This window comes from Kineococcus sp. R86509 (genome assembly GCF_042466365.1).
Taxonomy (GTDB): Bacteria; Actinomycetota; Actinomycetes; order Actinomycetales; family Kineococcaceae; genus Kineococcus.
Window position 1 is genome coordinate 717,755 of record NZ_JAXHCE010000001.1, and the last position, 16,309, is coordinate 734,063.

Sequence of the window (16,309 nt, forward strand, 5' to 3'; positions counted from 1 at the left end):
GTGAGGAGACTACCCCTTGTCGTAGTCGATGGGCCGATCGGGGCGTGCCGCGTCGTGCACCTCGTCGCGGGGCACCCCCGCCGCCGTGAACGCGCGGGGCACGGGCAGGGGCAGGGCGGCCCCGAGGAGGCGCAGGTAGGCCGTGCGGTCGACCTCCTCCACCCCCAGGGTGGCCAGGTGGTCGGTGCGCCACTGCACGTCGACGAGGCGACCCGGGACGCCATCGGCGGTCATCAGCTGCGCCAGCGCCACGACCGCCGCCTTGGAGGCGTCGGTGACGCGGTGGAACTTCGACTCCGCCGCGAAGAGCCCGCCGATGCTGAGGCCGTAGAGACCGCCGGCGAGCTCCCCGTCGAGGAAGACCTCGACGGAGTGCGCCCAGCCCAGCCGGTGCAGCCGGGCGTAGGCCCGGGCCACCTCCCGGGTGATCCAGGCGCCGCTGCGTCCGGGGTCGGCGCAGCCGGCGACGACCTCCTCGAAGGCGGTGTCGACGCGCACCTCGAAGCGGCGCGACGAGCGGCGCAACGACCGGGACACGTGGACCCGCTCGGGGACGAGGAGGCCACGGGGGTCCGGCGACCACCAGCCGACCGGCCCGGCGCCGCCGCCTCCCAGACCCATCGGGAAGAACCCGTGCCGGTAGGCCTCGAGGAGGGTCGCCGGGGAGAGGTCCCCACCCGCGGCGGCGAGGTCCTCCCCCGCCTCGACGGCGAGGTCGGCGAACCCGAAGAGGGCCGGACCCGGATCCCGGCGTCGGCGACCCTGCGGCCCCTCGGGCAGGGGTACCCCCCAGACGCAGTCGGCCCCCGCACCGGTGGGTGCGGGGGCCGACGGGTGCAGTGCGGGGTTCTGCGGATCAGCTGAAGGAGTCACCGCAGGCGCAGCTGCTCCCGGCGTTGGGGTTGTCGATCGTGAAGCCCTGCTTCTCGATCGTGTCCGCGAAGTCGATGGTGGCGCCCTCGAGGTAAGGGGTGCTCATCTTGTCCACGACGACCTCGACGCCGTCGAAGTCGCGCAGGGCGTCCCCGTCCAGCGTGCGCTCGTCGAAGTAGAGCTGGTAGATGAGGCCCGAGCAGCCACCGGGCTGGACGGCGATGCGCAGACGCAGGTCGTCGCGGCCCTCCTGCTCGAGCAGCGTGCGGACCTTCGTCGCGGCCACGTCGGTCAGCAGGACCCCGTGGCTCGCACCCGTCGACCCGGTGGTGGTCGTGTCGGTGGTCGTGGTCATGAGCATCGTCTCCAGATTCGCTCGCGGGGCCTTGCCGTGCAGTCCTCGTCAGGAACGGCGCGGTGACCGCGGATGTTCCCTGCCCCGAGGTTACGTCGCCGCGGAGAGACCGTCGAGCAGGAGCACCTCGCCGAGGCACGCGTGGGTGAAGTCCACCAGGTGCAGCGACTCGTCGGCCCCGTGGGCCCGGGAGTCGGGGTCCTCGACCCCGGTGACCAGGATCGCGGCGCCGGGGTAGACCGCGGCGAGGTCGGCGACGAACGGGATGGACCCGCCCATGCCCATCTCGACCGTCGGTGCGCCGTAGGCCTCGGCGAAGGCGGCCCGGGCCACGTCGTGCGCCGTGGAGGTGGTGTCGGCGGAGAACGCCTGCCCCTCCTCACCGTCGGCGACGGTGACCCGCGCCCCGAACGGGGCGTTGGCCAGGAGGTGGCGCCGCAGGGCCGTCATCGCCGCCGACGGGTCCTGCCCCGGGGCGATGCGCATGCTGATCTTGGCCCGGGCGGAGGGGACCAGGGTGTTGCTGGCCCGGTCCACCGGGGTGGCGTCCAGGCCGATGACGGCGATGGCGGGCTTGGTCCAGAGCCGTTGCGCGATCGTCCCCGTCCCCGCGAGGTGGACCTGCGCCAGCACGCCGGCGTCGGAGCGGAACATCTCCTCCGTGAGGTCGACGTCGGGGGCGGAGGTGGTGAGCAGCCCCTTCACCGCCACGTCGCCGTTCTCGTCGTGCAGCGTCGCGAGCAGACGGGCCAGGCTGGTGAGGGCGTCGAGCACCGGCCCACCGTTGACCCCGGAGTGCACGGCGTGGGTGAGCACGTCGACGGTGACGTCGCAGTCGACGAGACCGCGCAGGGTGGTGGTGATCGCCGGGATCCCGATCCGCCAGTTGCCGGAGTCCGCGACGACGATGACGTCCGCGGCCAGCGCCTCGCGGTGCTGGGCGAGGAAGGCGCCGAAGGTCGGCGAGCCGATCTCCTCCTCCCCCTCCAGGAAGACGGTCACGCCGACCCCGTCCTCGGGGCCCCACAGCGGCAGCAGCGTGCGCAGGGCGTGGACGTGGGCCATCACCCCGGCCTTGTCGTCGGCCGCGCCGCGGCCGTAGAGGCGTCCGTCCCGTTCCGTCGGCTCGAAGGCGGGCGAGGACCAGGCGGCCTCCTCCCCCGGCGGCTGCACGTCGTGGTGGGCGTAGAGCAGGACGGTCGGGGCACCGGCCGGGGCCGGGCGGTGCGCGATCACGGCGGGGTTGGACTCCAGGTCCCCCTCGGGCGTCGCGGCGTGCGCCGTCACGATCTCCACGCTCGGCATCCCGGCCGTGCGCAGCAGTTCCGCGGTGGCCTGCGCGCTGGCGCTGACGTGCGCGGCGTCGAAGGCGCGCGCCGAGACGCTGGGGATGCGCACGAGCGCCTCGAGGTCGGCGCGGGTGGCGGCGTCCTGGGCGCTCGAGGCGGCCCGCAGGGCGGCGGTGCGGTCGGGTCCGGGGGATGGCAGCGTGAGGTCCGTCACGACCGCGACGCTACACAGGCCCCACCGCCGCAGGAGGAGGTGGAGGTGGTGCGCGGTGACGTACCCTCGGTCTCGTGTTCGGACGCTCGAAGGAGAAGCCAGCCGCCTCGACCCAGGTCGTCGAGGGGTCGCTCGTCGAGCTGACCAAGGAGGGCGGCAAGGGCCGCCCCACGCCGAAGCGCAGCGAGGCCCGCGCCCGCAACGCCCGCCCCCTGGTCCCCACCGACCGCAAGGCAGCGCAGAAGCTGAGCCGCGAGGCCCAGCGCGAACAGCGCGCCAAGATGCAGACCGCGTTGCTCACGGGCGACGAGCGCTACCTGCCGGTGCGCGACCGCGGAGCCCAGAAGCGCTTCGTCCGCGACGTCGTCGACGCCCGTCGCAACGTCGGTGAGTACTTCCTCATCATCGCCGGTGCCTCGCTGATCCTCTCGATGATCGCCCAGCCGCTGGGTTCCGCGCAGCTCCTGCTCGGCACCACGCTGCTCATCTACCTGATGCTGGCCGTCGTGATCATCGACAGCATCCTGCTGGGCCGCAAGGTGTCCCGTGCGGTGAAGGCCCGGTTCCCCGAGCCCGAGCGCGGTCTCGTCTCCTACGGCGTCACCCGTGCGCTGCAGATCCGCCGGATGCGCCGACCGGTGCCGATGGTGGACCGCGGCGCCCTCCCCCGCTGACCGGAGCCGCACCGTGACCCACTCCCGCGCCGTCCGCTGGACGACCGCGGCGGCCCTGGCCGTCGCCATCCTCATCATCGTGACCGGCGGGATCGTCCGGGTCTCCGGCTCCGGGCTCGGCTGCCCGACCTGGCCGCGCTGCACCGCCGACTCCTTCACCTCCGCCGCCGCCTCGACGGGCATCCACGGCGCGATCGAGTTCGGCAACCGGCTCCTCACGACGGTCATCTGCATCGCCGTCGGGGCCGTGATCATCGCCTGCCTGCTGCAGCGGCCGCGTCACCGCGCGCTGCTCTGGTCCGGCTGGGGGCAGTTCCTCGGGGTCGTCCTCAACGCCGTCGTCGGGGGGATCACCGTCCTCACCGGGCTGAACCCCTACATCGTGGCCGCCCACTTCGTCGCCGCCATCGCCCTGCTGGTCTCCGCGACGGTCAGCTACGACATCGCCCACCGCGCGGTGATCCCCGCACCGGCCGAGACGACCCGCCGGCTGGCCCGTGGGCTGGTCGTGGTGACCGGTGTCGTCGTGGTGCTGGGCACGATCGTCACCGGGTCCGGGCCGCACCCCGGTGACAGCGCCGAGATCCACCGCATCCCGGCGAGCTGGACGGCCGTCACGGTCGTGCACGGGATCTCGGCCGTCCTCGCGCTGGTGCTCGCGGCCGTCGTGGTCGTCGTGGCGAAGCGTGCCGGGGACGACCTGGTCCACCGTCGCGCGACGATCCTGCTGGTCCTCTTCGTCCTCCAGGCCGGCCTCGGGATCTACCAGAGCCTCGACGGCCTCCCGGGGGTCGCGGTGGTCCTGCACCTCCTCGGTGCCGCGCTCACCGCGTCCGGTGCGACGCGCGTGCTGCTGGCCGCCCGCAGCTCCACGGTGGACCGACTCGCCCCCGAGGCCCTCGCCGTCTGAGCGCCCACAGGTTAGGTTCGCGACCATGGAGTTCCGACACCTCGGTCGCAGCGGACTGAAGATCTCAGAGATCACCTTTGGCAACTGGCTCACCCACGGCTCCCAGGTCGAGAACGACGCGGCGATCGCGTGCGTCCACGCCGCGCTCGACGCGGGCATCTCGACGTTCGACACGGCTGACGTCTACGCGAACACGGCCGCCGAGACGGTCCTGGGCATCGCGCTCAAGGGCCAGCGCCGGGAGAGCCTGGAGATCCTGACGAAGGTCTTCTTCCCGACCGGCCCCAAGGGCCACAACGATTCGGGCTTGTCCCGCAAGCACATCCACGAGTCCATCGACGGGTCGCTCAAGCGGCTCGGCACCGACCACGTCGACGTCTACCAGGCTCACCGCTGGGACGTCTCGACCCCGGTTGAGGAGACGATGCAGGCCTTCGCCGACGTCGTCCGCGCCGGCAAGGCGCTCTACATCGGCGTGAGCGAGTGGACCGCCGACCAGCTCCGCCAGGGCCACGCGCTGGCGAAGGACCTGGGTTTTCAGCTCATCTCCAACCAGCCGCAGTACTCCGCGCTCTACCGCGTGATCGAGGAGGAGGTCGTCCCGACCTCGCGCGAGCTGGGCATCTCCCAGGTCGTCTTCTCCCCCATCGCCCAGGGCGTGCTGACCGGCAAGTACACCCCTGGTGGTGCGCCGCCCGAGGGCAGCCGGGCCACCGACGAGAAGGGTGGCAAGCAGATGATCAGCCGCTGGATGCGCGACGACGTGCTGTCGCGGGTCCAGGAGCTGAAGTCGGTGGCAAGCGAGCTGCAGCTCTCGATGGCGCAGCTGGCCGTCGCGTGGGTGCTGCAGAACGACAACGTCGCGGCCGCGATCATCGGCGCCTCGCGTCCCGAGCAGGTGCACGAGAACGTCAAGGCCTCCGGCGTGACGATCCCGGCGGAGCTGCTCCAGAAGATCGACGCCGCCCTCGGCGAGGTCGTCGAGCGCGACCCTGCCCGCACCGCCGCGACCGCCCCCACGTCCCGCCCGTCCTGATCCCCGACCGTGATCTTGCTGGGTCTTCCAGCAAGATCACGGTTCGTCAGTCGACGGGGCGCAGCGAGAGCGGGCCGTAGACCTCGGCGCCGTCCGCCCACAGGTGGGCGTTCTCGACGCCGCGGGCGCGCAGCTCACGCCACGACTCACCGATCCACACCTCGGCGTCGGACTGCGTCGGGAACACCGTCTCGTCACCGTCGAGGGCACGACCCTCGACGTCCTCGTACTTCCAGGTCCACTGCGTCGGTCTCACCCTCGCGAACCTACTCGACCCGGTGCCGGGCCGCGCTGGCGTCGTGCGCGCCGTGCTGGTGCCCGGCGCGGCGGCGCAGGTCGACGATCGCCAGCACCAGCGCGAGCACGACGAGTCCCAGCGAGACGCGCAGCCCGTCGGAGAGCGCCTCGCCGAAGACCTCCTGCGAGCGCGGACCCGCGGCGACGGTGGAGAAGAAGATCGCGGTCGTGGCCGCGACCCCGACGGCCGAGCCCACGCGCTGTCCCGTCTGCAGGACCCCGCCCGCGACCCCGGCGACGCTGCGCGGCACCTCGGCCAACGTCAGCGTCTGGTTCGGGGAGATCACGAGCCCGCTGCCGGCCCCCGCGACCGCGAGGCACGCCGACAGGGCGAGCGCGCCGGCGGTGCCCTGGAGGGCGGCGGACACCACGTCGGCCCCGGCCAGCCCCACGGCCACGACGACCAGCCCGACGACGACGACCGGCCGACCGCGCCGGTTCACCTGGCGCCCCCCGACCTGGGCGAAGATCGCGGACATCACCGCGAAGGGCGTCTGCACCAGCCCGGCCTGCAGGGGCGAGAACCCCAGCCCGGTCTGCAGGTAGAGCGTGACGACGAGGAAGATCCCGGTGAACCCGGCGAAGTAGGCGATCCCGACGAGGGCTCCGCCGGTGAAGGACGCCGTGCGCACCAGCTCACCCGCCACGACCGGGTCGCGACCGCGCTTGCCCTCCCAGCGTTCCCAGCCGACGAACGCGGCGAGCAGCACCGCACCCGGCAGCAGGAACCACCAGCGGGCGGGTGAGTCCCCCTGGCCGGTGGTGAGGACGAAGGGCAGCATGCCGAACACCGTGGCCGCGGCCAGCAGCAGCAACCCCGGGACGTCGAGGTGGAGCTTGGAGCGGGCCCTCGACCGGTCGCGGCCGGGCAGCCACTTCCACGCCAGCGGCAGCAGCACGATCCCGATGGGGACGTTCACCAGGAAGACCCCCCGCCAGCCCTGATCCTCGCCGAACACCGCGAGGATCCCGCCGCCGAGCAGCGGCCCGATGGCGGTGGAGAGCCCGATCGTGGTTCCGAACAGCCCGAAGGCCTTGCCCCGTTCGGCGCCGGAGAACAGCTCCTGGATGAGGGCGAGGACCTGGGGGTTGACCAGCCCGGCCGTCACCCCCTGGGCGAGGCGGACGATCGAGAGCGCCGTCGCGGACTGGACGAGCCCGGCCCCCGCGCTGGTGAGGACGAAACCGGCGAGACCCACGACGAAGAGCAGCCGCCGGGAGTAGAGGTCGCCGACGCGCCCGGCGGGGACGAGGACCAGGCCGAAGGCGAGGGCGTAGCCGGCGACGATCCACTGGATCTGGCTGGACCCCGCCCCCAGGGACGTCTCGATCGAGGGCAGCGCGACGTTCACGATGGAGACGTCGAGGAGGGTCATGAACCCGACGGCGAGGCAGACCCCGAGGGCACGCCAGCGGTTCGGATCGGGCGCCGGGTCGGAGGAGGAGGGCCCGTCGGAGGAAGCGGAGGGGCGTCGGGCCAGGTCGGTCACGGGTCCGACCATCACCCGCGTCCGCGGGTGGCACAACTCAGAACCGCTTGTCGCCCTCACGACGGGTGCGGCTGGCAGCCAGTTCGCCCAGGACGCGTCGGGCCCAGCCCGGGCCCTCGTAGACAAACGCGGTGTAGGCCTGCACGAGCGAGGCGCCGGCGTCGAGGCGTTCCTGAACGTCCGCGGCCGTCTCGATCCCCCCCACGCTGATCAGCACGAGGCGTCCGTGGGTGCGCGCAGCGAGCCGGCGCAGCACCTCGACCGAACGCTCCTTCAGCGGGGCACCGGAGAGACCGCCCCCACCGGCGGCGACGACGAGCGTTGCGCCGGAACGCAGTCCCTCGCGCGAGATCGTGGTGTTCGTGGCGACGATCCCGTCGAGCTCCTCCTCCAGGGCGAGGTCGGCGACGGCGTCGACGTCGGTGTCGGAGAGGTCGGGGGCGATCTTCACCAGGAGCGGGACGTGGCGGTGGGCGGCGGCGTCGGCGGCCTCGCGCACGGAGCGCAGCACCGGCCGGAGCTTCTCGACGGCCTGGAGGTCACGCAGTCCCGGCGTGTTCGGGGAGGAGACGTTGACGACGAGGTAGTCGGCGTAGGGGGCGAGGAGCCGCGCCGAGACCGCGTAGTCGGAGGCGGCGTCGGCCTCGGCCACGACCTTGCTCTTGCCGATGTTCACCCCGATCACGACGGGGTGCACGGGCGGGACGGCCCGCACCTGGCGCAACCGCCGCGCCACGACCTCGGCGCCGGCGTTGTTGAAACCCATCCGGTTCACGACGGCCCGGTCGGCGACGAGCCGGTGCAGACGGGGTCTGGGGTTCCCCGGCTGCGGCAGGGCCGTCACGGTCCCGATCTCGACGCAGGAGAACCCGAAGTTGCCGAGCGCCGCGATCCCCGTGGCGTTCTTGTCGAACCCGGCGGCCAACCCCAGCGGGGTCGGGAAGTCGAGGCCGAAGACCGTCGTGCGCAACCGGGGATCCGGTTCGACGAAGACACGGCGCAGCACCTGCGAGGCAACGGGAACGCGGCTCGCGACCCGCATCCCGGCGAAGGCCCAGCGGTGGGCGTCCTCGGCGTCGATGCGCGTCAGCAGGTGTCGGTACACCGTCTTGTAGGCGCGTCCCGATCCAGCCACCACGTCCTGCACTCCCCCGGTCGTCACGCTGCGTTCGAGCACCACGGCCGCCGTCCCCGCGGCCGTGGTGCCTCACGATAGACGGTGGATCAGCTGATCGAGGACGTCCGGGTCTCGCGCAACAGCGACAGCGCGACGAGGCTGACGACGGCCGTGCCGGCCAGGTAGAACCCGACCCAACCGACGCCGTGGGCCGCGGCCAGCTTCACCGCGGTGTACGGCGCGAGGGAGGCGCCGAGGATGCTGCCGCAGTTGAAGGCCAGCGAGGCCCCGGTGTAGCGGACGTTGGTCGGGAAGAGCTCGGGCAGGTACGCCCCGATCGGACCGAACACCAGGCCCATGAAGAACAACCCGGCGCACAGCCACACCATGACCAGCGCGGTGCTGCCGGAACCCAGCAGCGGACCGGTCAGCAGCCCCACGACCGCGCCGCCGACCATCGCGGTGGCCAGGACCGGACGACGACCGATCCGGTCGGAGAGGATCCCGGAGAGCGGGGTGGCGGCGGCCATGAAGAGCACGGCGACGCACAGCATCAGCAGGAAGTCGTGACGGGAGTAGGCCAGCGCCTTGGTCCCGTAGCTGAGCGACCAGGTCGTGGTGAGGTAGAAGAGGGTGTACGTCAGCATTACCGAGAAGGCGCCGAGGACGACGATGCGCCAGCTGCTGCGGAAGGTCTCCGCGACCGGGACGCGCACCCGGCGGTTCTCCGACAGCGCCTTGGCGAAGATCGGCGTCTCGGCCAGGCTGAGCCGGATCCAGAGCCCCAGGACCACCAGCACGGCGCTGAGCAGGAACGGCACCCGCCAGCCCCACGCGGTGAACGTCGCGTCGCTCATGGTCGAGGAGAGGACGATGAACAGCGTGTTCGCGATGATGAAGCCGAGCGGCGCACCGAGCTGGGGGAACATGCCGTAGAGGGCCCGGCGGTTCGCCGGGGCGTTCTCCGTCGCGAGCAGCGCCGCGCCGCCCCACTCACCCCCCAGCCCGAAACCCTGCCCGAAGCGCAGGATGCAGAGCAGGACGGGAGCGAGGGTCCCGGCGCTCGCGTGCGTCGGCAGGACGCCGATGAGCACCGTCGAGACGCCCATGACGAGCAACGCGGCGACGAGCGTCGTCTTGCGGCCGATCCGGTCGCCGAAGTGCCCGAACACGACCGAGCCGATGGGGCGCGCGACGAAGGCGATCGCGAAGGACGCCAGCGACGCCAGCGCGGCGGCGGTGTCGTTGTCGGAGGGGAAGAAGAGCTGCGGGAAGACGAGGACGGCGGCCGTCGCGTAGACGTAGAAGTCGTAGAACTCGATCGTGGTGCCGATGAGGCTGGCGGCTGCGACCTTCCCCGTGGGGTTGGTCGGCGGCGCTGCCCGGGTGGTGCTGAGGTCGGCGGGACCCATGAGTGGAAACCTTCGGACGACGGGTGGGTGCGGGAGCCGTTCCCAGGGTTCGTCCTGGCGGGCGCGTGACACCCGGAGTCGCCCAACCGGGGTCGCCGTCGTCGTTCCGGGTGTGACGCAGATCCTACGCCCCAGCTGTGAGGCATCCAACAAGCGAGACGACCGTCTCACTCCGTGAGATAGACGACTTCCTGGTGTTCGATGCTGCCGTGCACCGCGTCCACGGTGGTGCAGGTCTCGACCGCGTCCCACGGGTCGACGGGGACGGGACCCCGCCCGCGCACCGCGGCCGCGAACCCGGCGTAGAAGTCGGGCCAGCGGCCGGCCTCGCTGGGCACCCGGCGCACCGCGCCGCCACCGAGGGCGAGCCACCCCCAGCGACTCGCGGGCTCCGCGCCCCACGCCGCGCCTTCGGAGGAGGGTGTCCGGCCCGAGAGGAGGACCTCCTCCTGGACGTCCATCGGGGACTCGACGACGAAGCTGCCCCGGGTGCCCGTCACGCGGTAGCGCGGTCCCGGCAGGGCCTGCTTCCACGACCCGGACAGTTCGCTGCGCACCCCACCGACGTGCTCGATCTGGATCCGGAAGTCGTCCTCGCGCCCCTTCCCGCCCCGGGCCTGCGCGTTCACGCTGCGCGCCGGCCCGAAGAGGTGCAGCGCCTGGTCGACCAGGTGCGCTCCGAAGTCGCGGACCAGGCCGCCCCCGGCCGCCGGCGGGTCGCCCGCGGACCACCGCTCGAAGGAGGACTCGAAGCGCACCACGTCCCCGAGTTCCCCCTCGGTCAGCACCCGCTGCAGGGTCAGGAAGTCGGAGTCCCAACGGCGGTTCTGGAACGGCGCCAGCAGCACCCCGGCGGCCTCCGCGCGCTGCACCGTCTCGATCGCGCTCCGGGCGTCGAGGGCGAAGGGCTTGTCGCAGACCACGGGCAGACCCAGGTCGATCGCCTGGTTCGTCAGGTCCGTGTGCGTCGCCGCCGGGGTGGAGATCGCGACCGCGTCCACACCCAGGTCCTTCGCCTCGGCGAGCGAGCCGACGACCTCGACCCCGTGCTCGGCCCTCGCCCGCGCCGCCCGTTCGGCGTCGGAGGTCACGACGACCCCCAGCCGGGCCCCGGGGGCGCCCGCGATGATCGGGGCGTGGAAGAAGCGCCCACCCCCGCCGTACCCGAGCAGGGCGAAGGTCACGGGTTCAGGGCGGGTGTCGGCGTCGCTCACGCGGGCCACCGTAGCCACCCGTCCTCCGCGAGGACCGGGGAGACCGGCAACCTCCCGCTCAGACCCGGCACAACCGGGACCGGACGAGGAAGCGCACCCCGTCCGGCGCCTCGAGCGAGAACCCGGCCCCGCGCCCGGGGACGAGGTCGATGGTCAGTTCGGTGTGGGCCCAGCGCAGGTACTGCTCCTTCGACATCCACACCCCGACGGTGAACGCCTCGGAACCGTCCTCGGCCGGGATCTCGAGGTTCCCGAGGAACTCGTCCGCGTCGGAGAGGATGAAGTCGCCGTCGGGGAAGCACATCGGGGAACTACCGTCGCAGCAGCCCCCCGACTGGTGGAACATCAGCTCCCCGTGCCGGGCGCGGAGGCGGCGCAACTGCGCCGCCGCCTCCGCGGTCAGTCCTACCGGCACGTCGCCTCCCGGTCACCCGCGGGACGGGAGACGCCGGGCGGTGCGATCGTCGGGGTCATCGTCGAACTCCTTCTCGTCGGGAGAGGCGAACGCGCGCGGTGGCTCAGAAGAAGCCGAGCTTGCTCGTGGAGTAGCTGACGAGGAGGTTCTTCGTCTGCTGGTAGTGGTCCAGCATCATCTTGTGGTTCTCCCGCCCGATGCCCGAGCTCTTGTACCCGCCGAACGCGGCGTGCGCGGGGTAGGCGTGGTAGTTGTTCGTCCACACCCGCCCGGCCTGGATCCCCCGGCCCATGCGGTAGGCGAGGTGGATGTCGCGGGACCACACTCCGGCCCCGAGACCGTAGAGGGTGTCGTTGGCGATCTTCAGCGCGTCGTCCGGGCCCTCGAAGCGGGTGACCGAGACCACGGGCCCGAAGATCTCCTCCTGGAAGATGCGCATCGAGTTGTCGCCCTCGAAGATCGTCGGGTTCACGTAGTACCCGCCGGCGAGGTCGCCCCCGAGGTCGGCCCGGTCGCCGCCGATGAGGAGCTTGGCGCCCTCCTGCTTGCCGATGTCGATGTAGGAGAGGATCTTCTCGAGCTGGTCGTTGCTGGCCTGGGCGCCGATCATCGTCTCGGTGTCCAGCGGGTTCCCCTGCTTGATGGCGCGGGTGCGTTCCACGGCGTCGGCCAGGAACGACTCGTAGATCCCGTTCTGGATCAGGGCGCGCGACGGACAGGTGCAGACCTCGCCCTGGTTGAGGGCGAACATCGTGAAACCCTCGAGGGACTTGTCGTAGAAGTCGTCGTGCGCGCTCGCCACGTCGTCGAAGAAGATGTTCGGGCTCTTGCCGCCCAGTTCCAGCGTGACCGGGATGAGGTTCTGGCTCGCGTACTGCATGATCAGGCGGCCGGTCGTCGTCTCACCGGTGAAGGCGATCTTGCGGATGCGCGGGTTGCTGGCCAGGGGTTTCCCGGCCTCGGCCCCGAACCCGTTGACGACGTTCACCACGCCCGGTGGCAGCAGGTCGCCGATGAGGTCCATCAGGAACATGATCGAGGCCGGGGTCTGTTCCGCCGGCTTCAGGACGACGCAGTTGCCCGCCGCGAGCGCCGGGGCCAGCTTCCAGATCGCCATCAGCAGCGGGAAGTTCCAGGGGATGATCTGCCCGACCACGCCCAGGGGTTCGTGGAAGTGGTAGGCGACGGTGTCCTCGTCGATCTGCGAGATCCCGCCCTCCTGGGCGCGGACGACGCCCGCGAAGTAGCGCAGGTGGTCCACGACGAGCGGGATGTCGGCGGCGAGGCACTCGCGGACGGGTTTGCCGTTGTCCCAGGTCTCGGCGACGGCGATCTTCTCGAGGTTGGCCTCGATGCGGTCGGCGATCCGGTTCAGGACGAGGGCACGTTCGGCGACCGAGGTGCGGCCCCAGGCGGGAGCCGCGGCGTGGGCGGCGTCGAGGGCCCGTTCGATGTCGGCCGCGGTGCCGCGGGCCACCTCGGTGAAGGTCTGCCCGTTCACGGGGCTGGGGTTCTCGAAGTAGCCGCCCTCGGCGGGCGCCACGCGTTCGCCGCCGATCCAGTGGTCGTAGCGGTCGGCGTACTCGACCACGCTGCCGGTGCGTCCGGGGGCTTCGTAGACCGTCATGGAGACCTCCGTGGTGAAGGAGAACAGCGACTGCTCCGTCGCTGCCCACCACAGTGCGCCGTGCTGCGTTGCAACCCCGTTGCAGGCGGCGCTCACCCGCGGAGGCGGACCTCCCGGGCCAGCGCCTCGGCCCGCCCGGGATCCCCGGGGGCCAGGCGTCGGACGAGGTCGTGGGCCACGACGGGGTCGTCACGACCGATGCCGGTCCGGGAGAACTCCAGCAGGGCCTGGTCGTCCTCCCCCTCGAGGACGGCGGCGCGCAGCCCGGCGCGCAGTTCCTCGCGCAGTTCCCGGATCCCGGGGGCGTCGGAGGCGGGCAGCAGGTCACCGGTCCAGCCCCGGACCGCGTCCCGCACCCGGCCGGCCCGCAGCGCGTCCCGGACCTCGAGGGCGTCGCAGCCGAGCGCTCCGACCAGCCGGTAGGGCGCGGGCGACAGCGCGACGAGACCCCGGGTGCGTTCCCCGAGCACCGACCGCAGCCGGTGCACCTCGGCGCGCACCGACACGGGGGCGAGGTGGCGTTCGTCGAGCTCGGCGGCCAGCCGGGCCGCGGACTGCCCACCCTCCGGGCCGGTGAGCAGCGTGAGCAGGACCTCGCTGTGGCGCAACGACAACGGGCGGACGTCGGCGGCGACCCCGAGGTGCGCGGCGGACCCCAGCACCGACAACCGGGGAGCGGGGGGCGGCAGCGCGACGGGCGTCCCCCCGAGGCCACGGCGCAGCGCGGCGACCCGCAGCTCCCCCTCGAGCGCCCCGACGGCGGCGCGCACGAACTGCAGGGCCCGTTCCCGGCCGAGGTCGTCCCCGCCGGTGAGGTCGAGGACGCCGAGCACCTCCCCGGAGGAGGGGTCGCGCACCGGGGCGGCGGAGCAGCTCCAGCGGGAGACGGCCGTCGCGTAGTGCTCCTCGGCCCGGACCCGGACGGGACGGCCGAGGGCGAGGGCCGTCCCCGGGGCGTTGAGGCCGGCGACGTCCTCGCTCCAGCGCGCCCCGGCGGTGAAGGCCATCCGTTCGGCCGCCCGGCGCAGTCCCGGGTCGCCCTCGACCCACAGCAACGTCCCGTCGACGTCGCTGACGGCCATCAGGACGGGCACCCCGAGGGGTTCCTCGAGCAGCAACCGACGGGCGGTGGGCAGGACACCGGCGAGGGGGTGGGCGTCGCGACGCTCGAGCAGGTCGGTCCCCTCGAGCAGGACCGGGGGCAGGACGCGGTCGGGGTCGAGGCCGGTGCTGCGCGCCCGCCACCAGGAGGAGGACACGAGGTCGCGGGCACCGGGCAACGGCGTCCCCGCGGGCCCGCTCTCGCAGGACGCCAGCCAGTCCTCGCGCGATCGGGACAACCGTGCCGACACCCGCTCGTCCCTCCCCCTCGGGCCCTCCGTCGGACCCGGGTGGGAGAACGGTAGGCCGGTCGGCGACGAGCGACAAGGGACGGCTCGCCCGCCGGGGCGCCCGGAGGTGCGACCATGCGGGGCACGCCGCCGTGCGCGGTTCGCGTGGCACGCTGCGAGACCCGTCCCACCCGTCCCCCCGAGGAGCACCGATGACCGACGGCCCGCGGCCGTTGAACCTGCGTGAGATCGCCGAGGGTCTGCGCTCGCCGCACACCCCGCTCGCGCGCCCCCGGCTGGTGGCGCCGCTGCGTCCGGCCTCGCGCGCCGACGGGCTGGCGTCCTGGCTCGCCGGGACGCAGGACCGTGACGTGCCGGCTCCGCTGGAGCGGGTGCGCCTGGTCGTGTTCGCGGGTGACCACGGTGTCGCCGCCCGGGGGATCTCCCGGCTGGAGCCGGGGTGGACGGCGCAGGCCGTGCGCGAACTCGTCGCCGGTCGGGGGGCCTTCGCCGCCCTCGCCGCGGCGGTCGGGGTCCCCGTGGCCGTGCACGCCCTGGGCGTGGACTGGGGCGAGCAGGGCCCCGACGGCGTGCCCGCCGCCGTGCTCGAGCACGCGCTCCGGCCCGCCGGGGACATCGCCGTCGGGGACGCGCTGAGCGCCGAGGAGGTCGAGGTCGCGGTCCGCGCCGGGGCGGCGATCGCCGACGCCGAGGTCGACGCCGGGGTGGACCTGCTGCTGCTCGGGGACCTGGGCGCCGGGGCGACGACCGTCGCCGCGACGCTGGTGGCCGCCTGCCTGCGCAAGGGCGCGGTCGACGTCGTCGGACGCGGCAGCGGCGTCGACGACGACGCCTGGATGCGCAAGACGGCCGCCGTGCGCGACGCCGTCCGCCGCTCGCGCAAGCTCGCGACCCGGCCCACCGCCGTCCTGCAGGCCGTCGCGAGCGCCGACCTGGCCGCGGCGGTCGGGTTCCTGCTGCGGGCCGCGGCCCGCCGGACCCCGGTGCTGCTGGACGGGGTGGTCGGGGTCGCCGCCGCACTGCTCGCCTCGCGCGGGGTGCCGGGGGCGGAGAAGTGGTGGCAGGTCGGCGCGGCGAGCGCGGAACCGGCGCAGGCCCTCGCCGCGGACCGGCTGAAGATGGTGCCGGTGCTGGACCTCGGCGCCGGTCGCGGGGGCGGGTCGGGCGCGCTCAGCGCCCTCGGCGTGCTGCGGGCTGCGCAGGCCCTGGCTGCGGCGGACGAGGCGGCGCTCCCCCCGCTGCCCGACCCGGAACCGGAGCCCGAGCCCGAGCCCGAGCCGGAGCCCGAGCCGGAACCCGGGCCGGAACCCGGGGCCCCGGTTCAGGAGGCCGGAGCCGTCGCGGTGGAACCCGCCGCGGAAGGACCCACCGACCCGAACGACCGCCCGAACGTGTAGCCCCGCGCCGTCGCGGCGAGTTCCACCAACCCCGCGCGCCGGTAGAACGCGACGGCGCCGGGGTTGGCGCCCGACACGCCGAGGTGGACCCCCGGCGACCCGTCGGCCGCCAGCTGGGCGCAGACCCGCTGCACCAGCGCCCGCCCGATCCCCTTGCCCTGCAGCCGGGGCAGCAGGTCGACGTGCAGGTGCGAGGGGTGGGTGGCCCAGACGGGTTCCGGGGTGACACCGCCGTGGACGGTCCGCAGCGGCCCGGTGTCGAAGCCCTGCACGTCCTCCGGGCGGGGGTAGCGCGCCCGCAGCGGCGGCCACCACTCCGCCTCGCGCCAGCGTTCGAACGCGGCGGTGTCCCGGCAGCCGAGGAGGTACCCGGCGACGCCGTCGGCGTCCTCGACGACGGTTCCGAACCGGGCCTCGTGGTGGGCGTACGGCGTCGCGTAGACGTCGGCGAGCAGTTCGGGGAAGGCCGTGCGCGCGGTCGCGTCGCGACCCGCGTCACCGGTGCGCAGGCAGATCTCCTGCAGCGCGGGGACGTCGGCCACGCCGACCTGACGCCACCACAGACCGGGGCGGAGCTCGTGCGGGCCGGCGCTGACGTCGGGGTCTGGGTGCGGCGCAGGTGGCTGGATCACGCCCC

General features: G+C 73.3%; 16 protein-coding genes. 4 read left to right on the plus strand and 12 right to left on the minus strand.

Going from position 1 to position 16,309, the window contains the following annotated elements:
- Nucleotides 1–9 precede the first annotated feature (9 nt).
- The 3 genes from aat to SJY07_RS03465 all read right to left on the minus strand — a co-directional run bounded on the left by aat (nt 10) and on the right by SJY07_RS03465 (nt 2,731).
- Nucleotides 10–873 carry a leucyl/phenylalanyl-tRNA--protein transferase gene (gene aat, locus SJY07_RS03455; protein WP_380157048.1) on the minus strand — a complete coding sequence of 288 codons (864 nt, stop codon included), beginning with the start codon at nt 871–873 and terminating at the stop codon, nt 10–12.
- The gene (locus tag SJY07_RS03460) at nt 857–1,228 is read right to left on the minus strand and encodes an iron-sulfur cluster assembly accessory protein (RefSeq protein WP_328295632.1); all 372 of its coding nucleotides are present in this window, start codon (nt 1,226–1,228) and stop codon (nt 857–859) included. The genes aat and SJY07_RS03460 overlap by 17 nt, the downstream gene beginning before the upstream one ends.
- 90 nt (nt 1,229–1,318) lie before the next feature.
- On the minus strand, nt 1,319–2,731 hold the full coding sequence (locus SJY07_RS03465; protein ID WP_380157051.1) for a dipeptidase: 1,413 nt from the start codon (nt 2,729–2,731) through the stop codon (nt 1,319–1,321).
- Nucleotides 2,732–2,805: 74 nt separating this feature from the next.
- Between SJY07_RS03465 and SJY07_RS03470 the strand changes: the two genes are divergently transcribed.
- The 3 genes from SJY07_RS03470 to SJY07_RS03480 are packed head-to-tail and all read left to right on the plus strand — an operon-like array spanning nt 2,806 to nt 5,351.
- Nucleotides 2,806–3,405, plus strand: coding sequence for a DUF3043 domain-containing protein (locus SJY07_RS03470; protein ID WP_328295630.1), 600 nt, complete (start codon nt 2,806–2,808; stop codon nt 3,403–3,405).
- 13 nt (nt 3,406–3,418) lie between these two features.
- Complete coding sequence (locus tag SJY07_RS03475) at nt 3,419–4,315, plus strand: heme A synthase (RefSeq protein ID WP_380157052.1); 897 nt, start codon at nt 3,419–3,421, stop codon at nt 4,313–4,315.
- A 25-nt stretch (nt 4,316–4,340) separates the two neighbouring features.
- The gene (locus SJY07_RS03480) at nt 4,341–5,351 is read left to right on the plus strand and encodes an aldo/keto reductase family protein (RefSeq protein WP_328295628.1); all 1,011 of its coding nucleotides are present in this window, start codon (nt 4,341–4,343) and stop codon (nt 5,349–5,351) included.
- Nucleotides 5,352–5,397: 46 nt separating this feature from the next.
- Here the strand turns inward: SJY07_RS03480 and SJY07_RS03485 are convergent, their stop codons facing one another.
- The 8 genes from SJY07_RS03485 to SJY07_RS03520 form a co-directional block, all read right to left on the minus strand.
- Complete coding sequence (locus SJY07_RS03485) at nt 5,398–5,607, minus strand: hypothetical protein (RefSeq protein WP_328295627.1); 210 nt, start codon at nt 5,605–5,607, stop codon at nt 5,398–5,400.
- Between the two features lie 10 nt (nt 5,608–5,617).
- A complete protein-coding gene (locus SJY07_RS03490) occupies nt 5,618–7,138 on the minus strand; it encodes an MFS transporter (RefSeq protein ID WP_380157055.1) in 1,521 nt (506 codons plus the stop codon).
- Between the two features lie 37 nt (nt 7,139–7,175).
- Entirely contained in the window at nt 7,176–8,276 is a 1,101-nt protein-coding gene (locus SJY07_RS03495) for a quinone-dependent dihydroorotate dehydrogenase (protein WP_328296285.1), read from the minus strand.
- Between the two features lie 86 nt (nt 8,277–8,362).
- Nucleotides 8,363–9,667: an MFS transporter gene (locus SJY07_RS03500; protein WP_328295625.1), complete on the minus strand. Its 1,305-nt coding sequence runs from the start codon at nt 9,665–9,667 to the stop codon at nt 8,363–8,365.
- A gap of 167 nt (nt 9,668–9,834) precedes the next feature.
- Entirely contained in the window at nt 9,835–10,881 is a 1,047-nt protein-coding gene (locus SJY07_RS03505; protein ID WP_380157057.1) for a Gfo/Idh/MocA family oxidoreductase, read from the minus strand.
- A 58-nt stretch (nt 10,882–10,939) separates the two neighbouring features.
- Complete coding sequence (locus SJY07_RS03510; RefSeq protein ID WP_380157059.1) at nt 10,940–11,296, minus strand: DUF779 domain-containing protein; 357 nt, start codon at nt 11,294–11,296, stop codon at nt 10,940–10,942.
- 103 nt (nt 11,297–11,399) lie between these two features.
- Entirely contained in the window at nt 11,400–12,923 is a 1,524-nt protein-coding gene (locus tag SJY07_RS03515) for an aldehyde dehydrogenase family protein (protein WP_380162139.1), read from the minus strand.
- A gap of 92 nt (nt 12,924–13,015) precedes the next feature.
- The gene (locus SJY07_RS03520) at nt 13,016–14,275 is read right to left on the minus strand and encodes a GAF domain-containing protein (protein WP_328295621.1); all 1,260 of its coding nucleotides are present in this window, start codon (nt 14,273–14,275) and stop codon (nt 13,016–13,018) included.
- A 191-nt stretch (nt 14,276–14,466) separates the two neighbouring features.
- Between SJY07_RS03520 and SJY07_RS03525 the strand changes: the two genes are divergently transcribed.
- Complete coding sequence (locus tag SJY07_RS03525; RefSeq protein ID WP_380157062.1) at nt 14,467–15,672, plus strand: nicotinate-nucleotide--dimethylbenzimidazole phosphoribosyltransferase; 1,206 nt, start codon at nt 14,467–14,469, stop codon at nt 15,670–15,672.
- On the opposite strand, the gene SJY07_RS03530 is transcribed toward SJY07_RS03525, so the two are convergent.
- Nucleotides 15,597–16,304 carry a GNAT family N-acetyltransferase gene (locus tag SJY07_RS03530; protein WP_380157064.1) on the minus strand — a complete coding sequence of 236 codons (708 nt, stop codon included), beginning with the start codon at nt 16,302–16,304 and terminating at the stop codon, nt 15,597–15,599. The two genes, SJY07_RS03525 and SJY07_RS03530, sit on opposite strands and share 76 nt — an antisense overlap.
- Nucleotides 16,305–16,309: the final 5 nt, after the last annotated feature.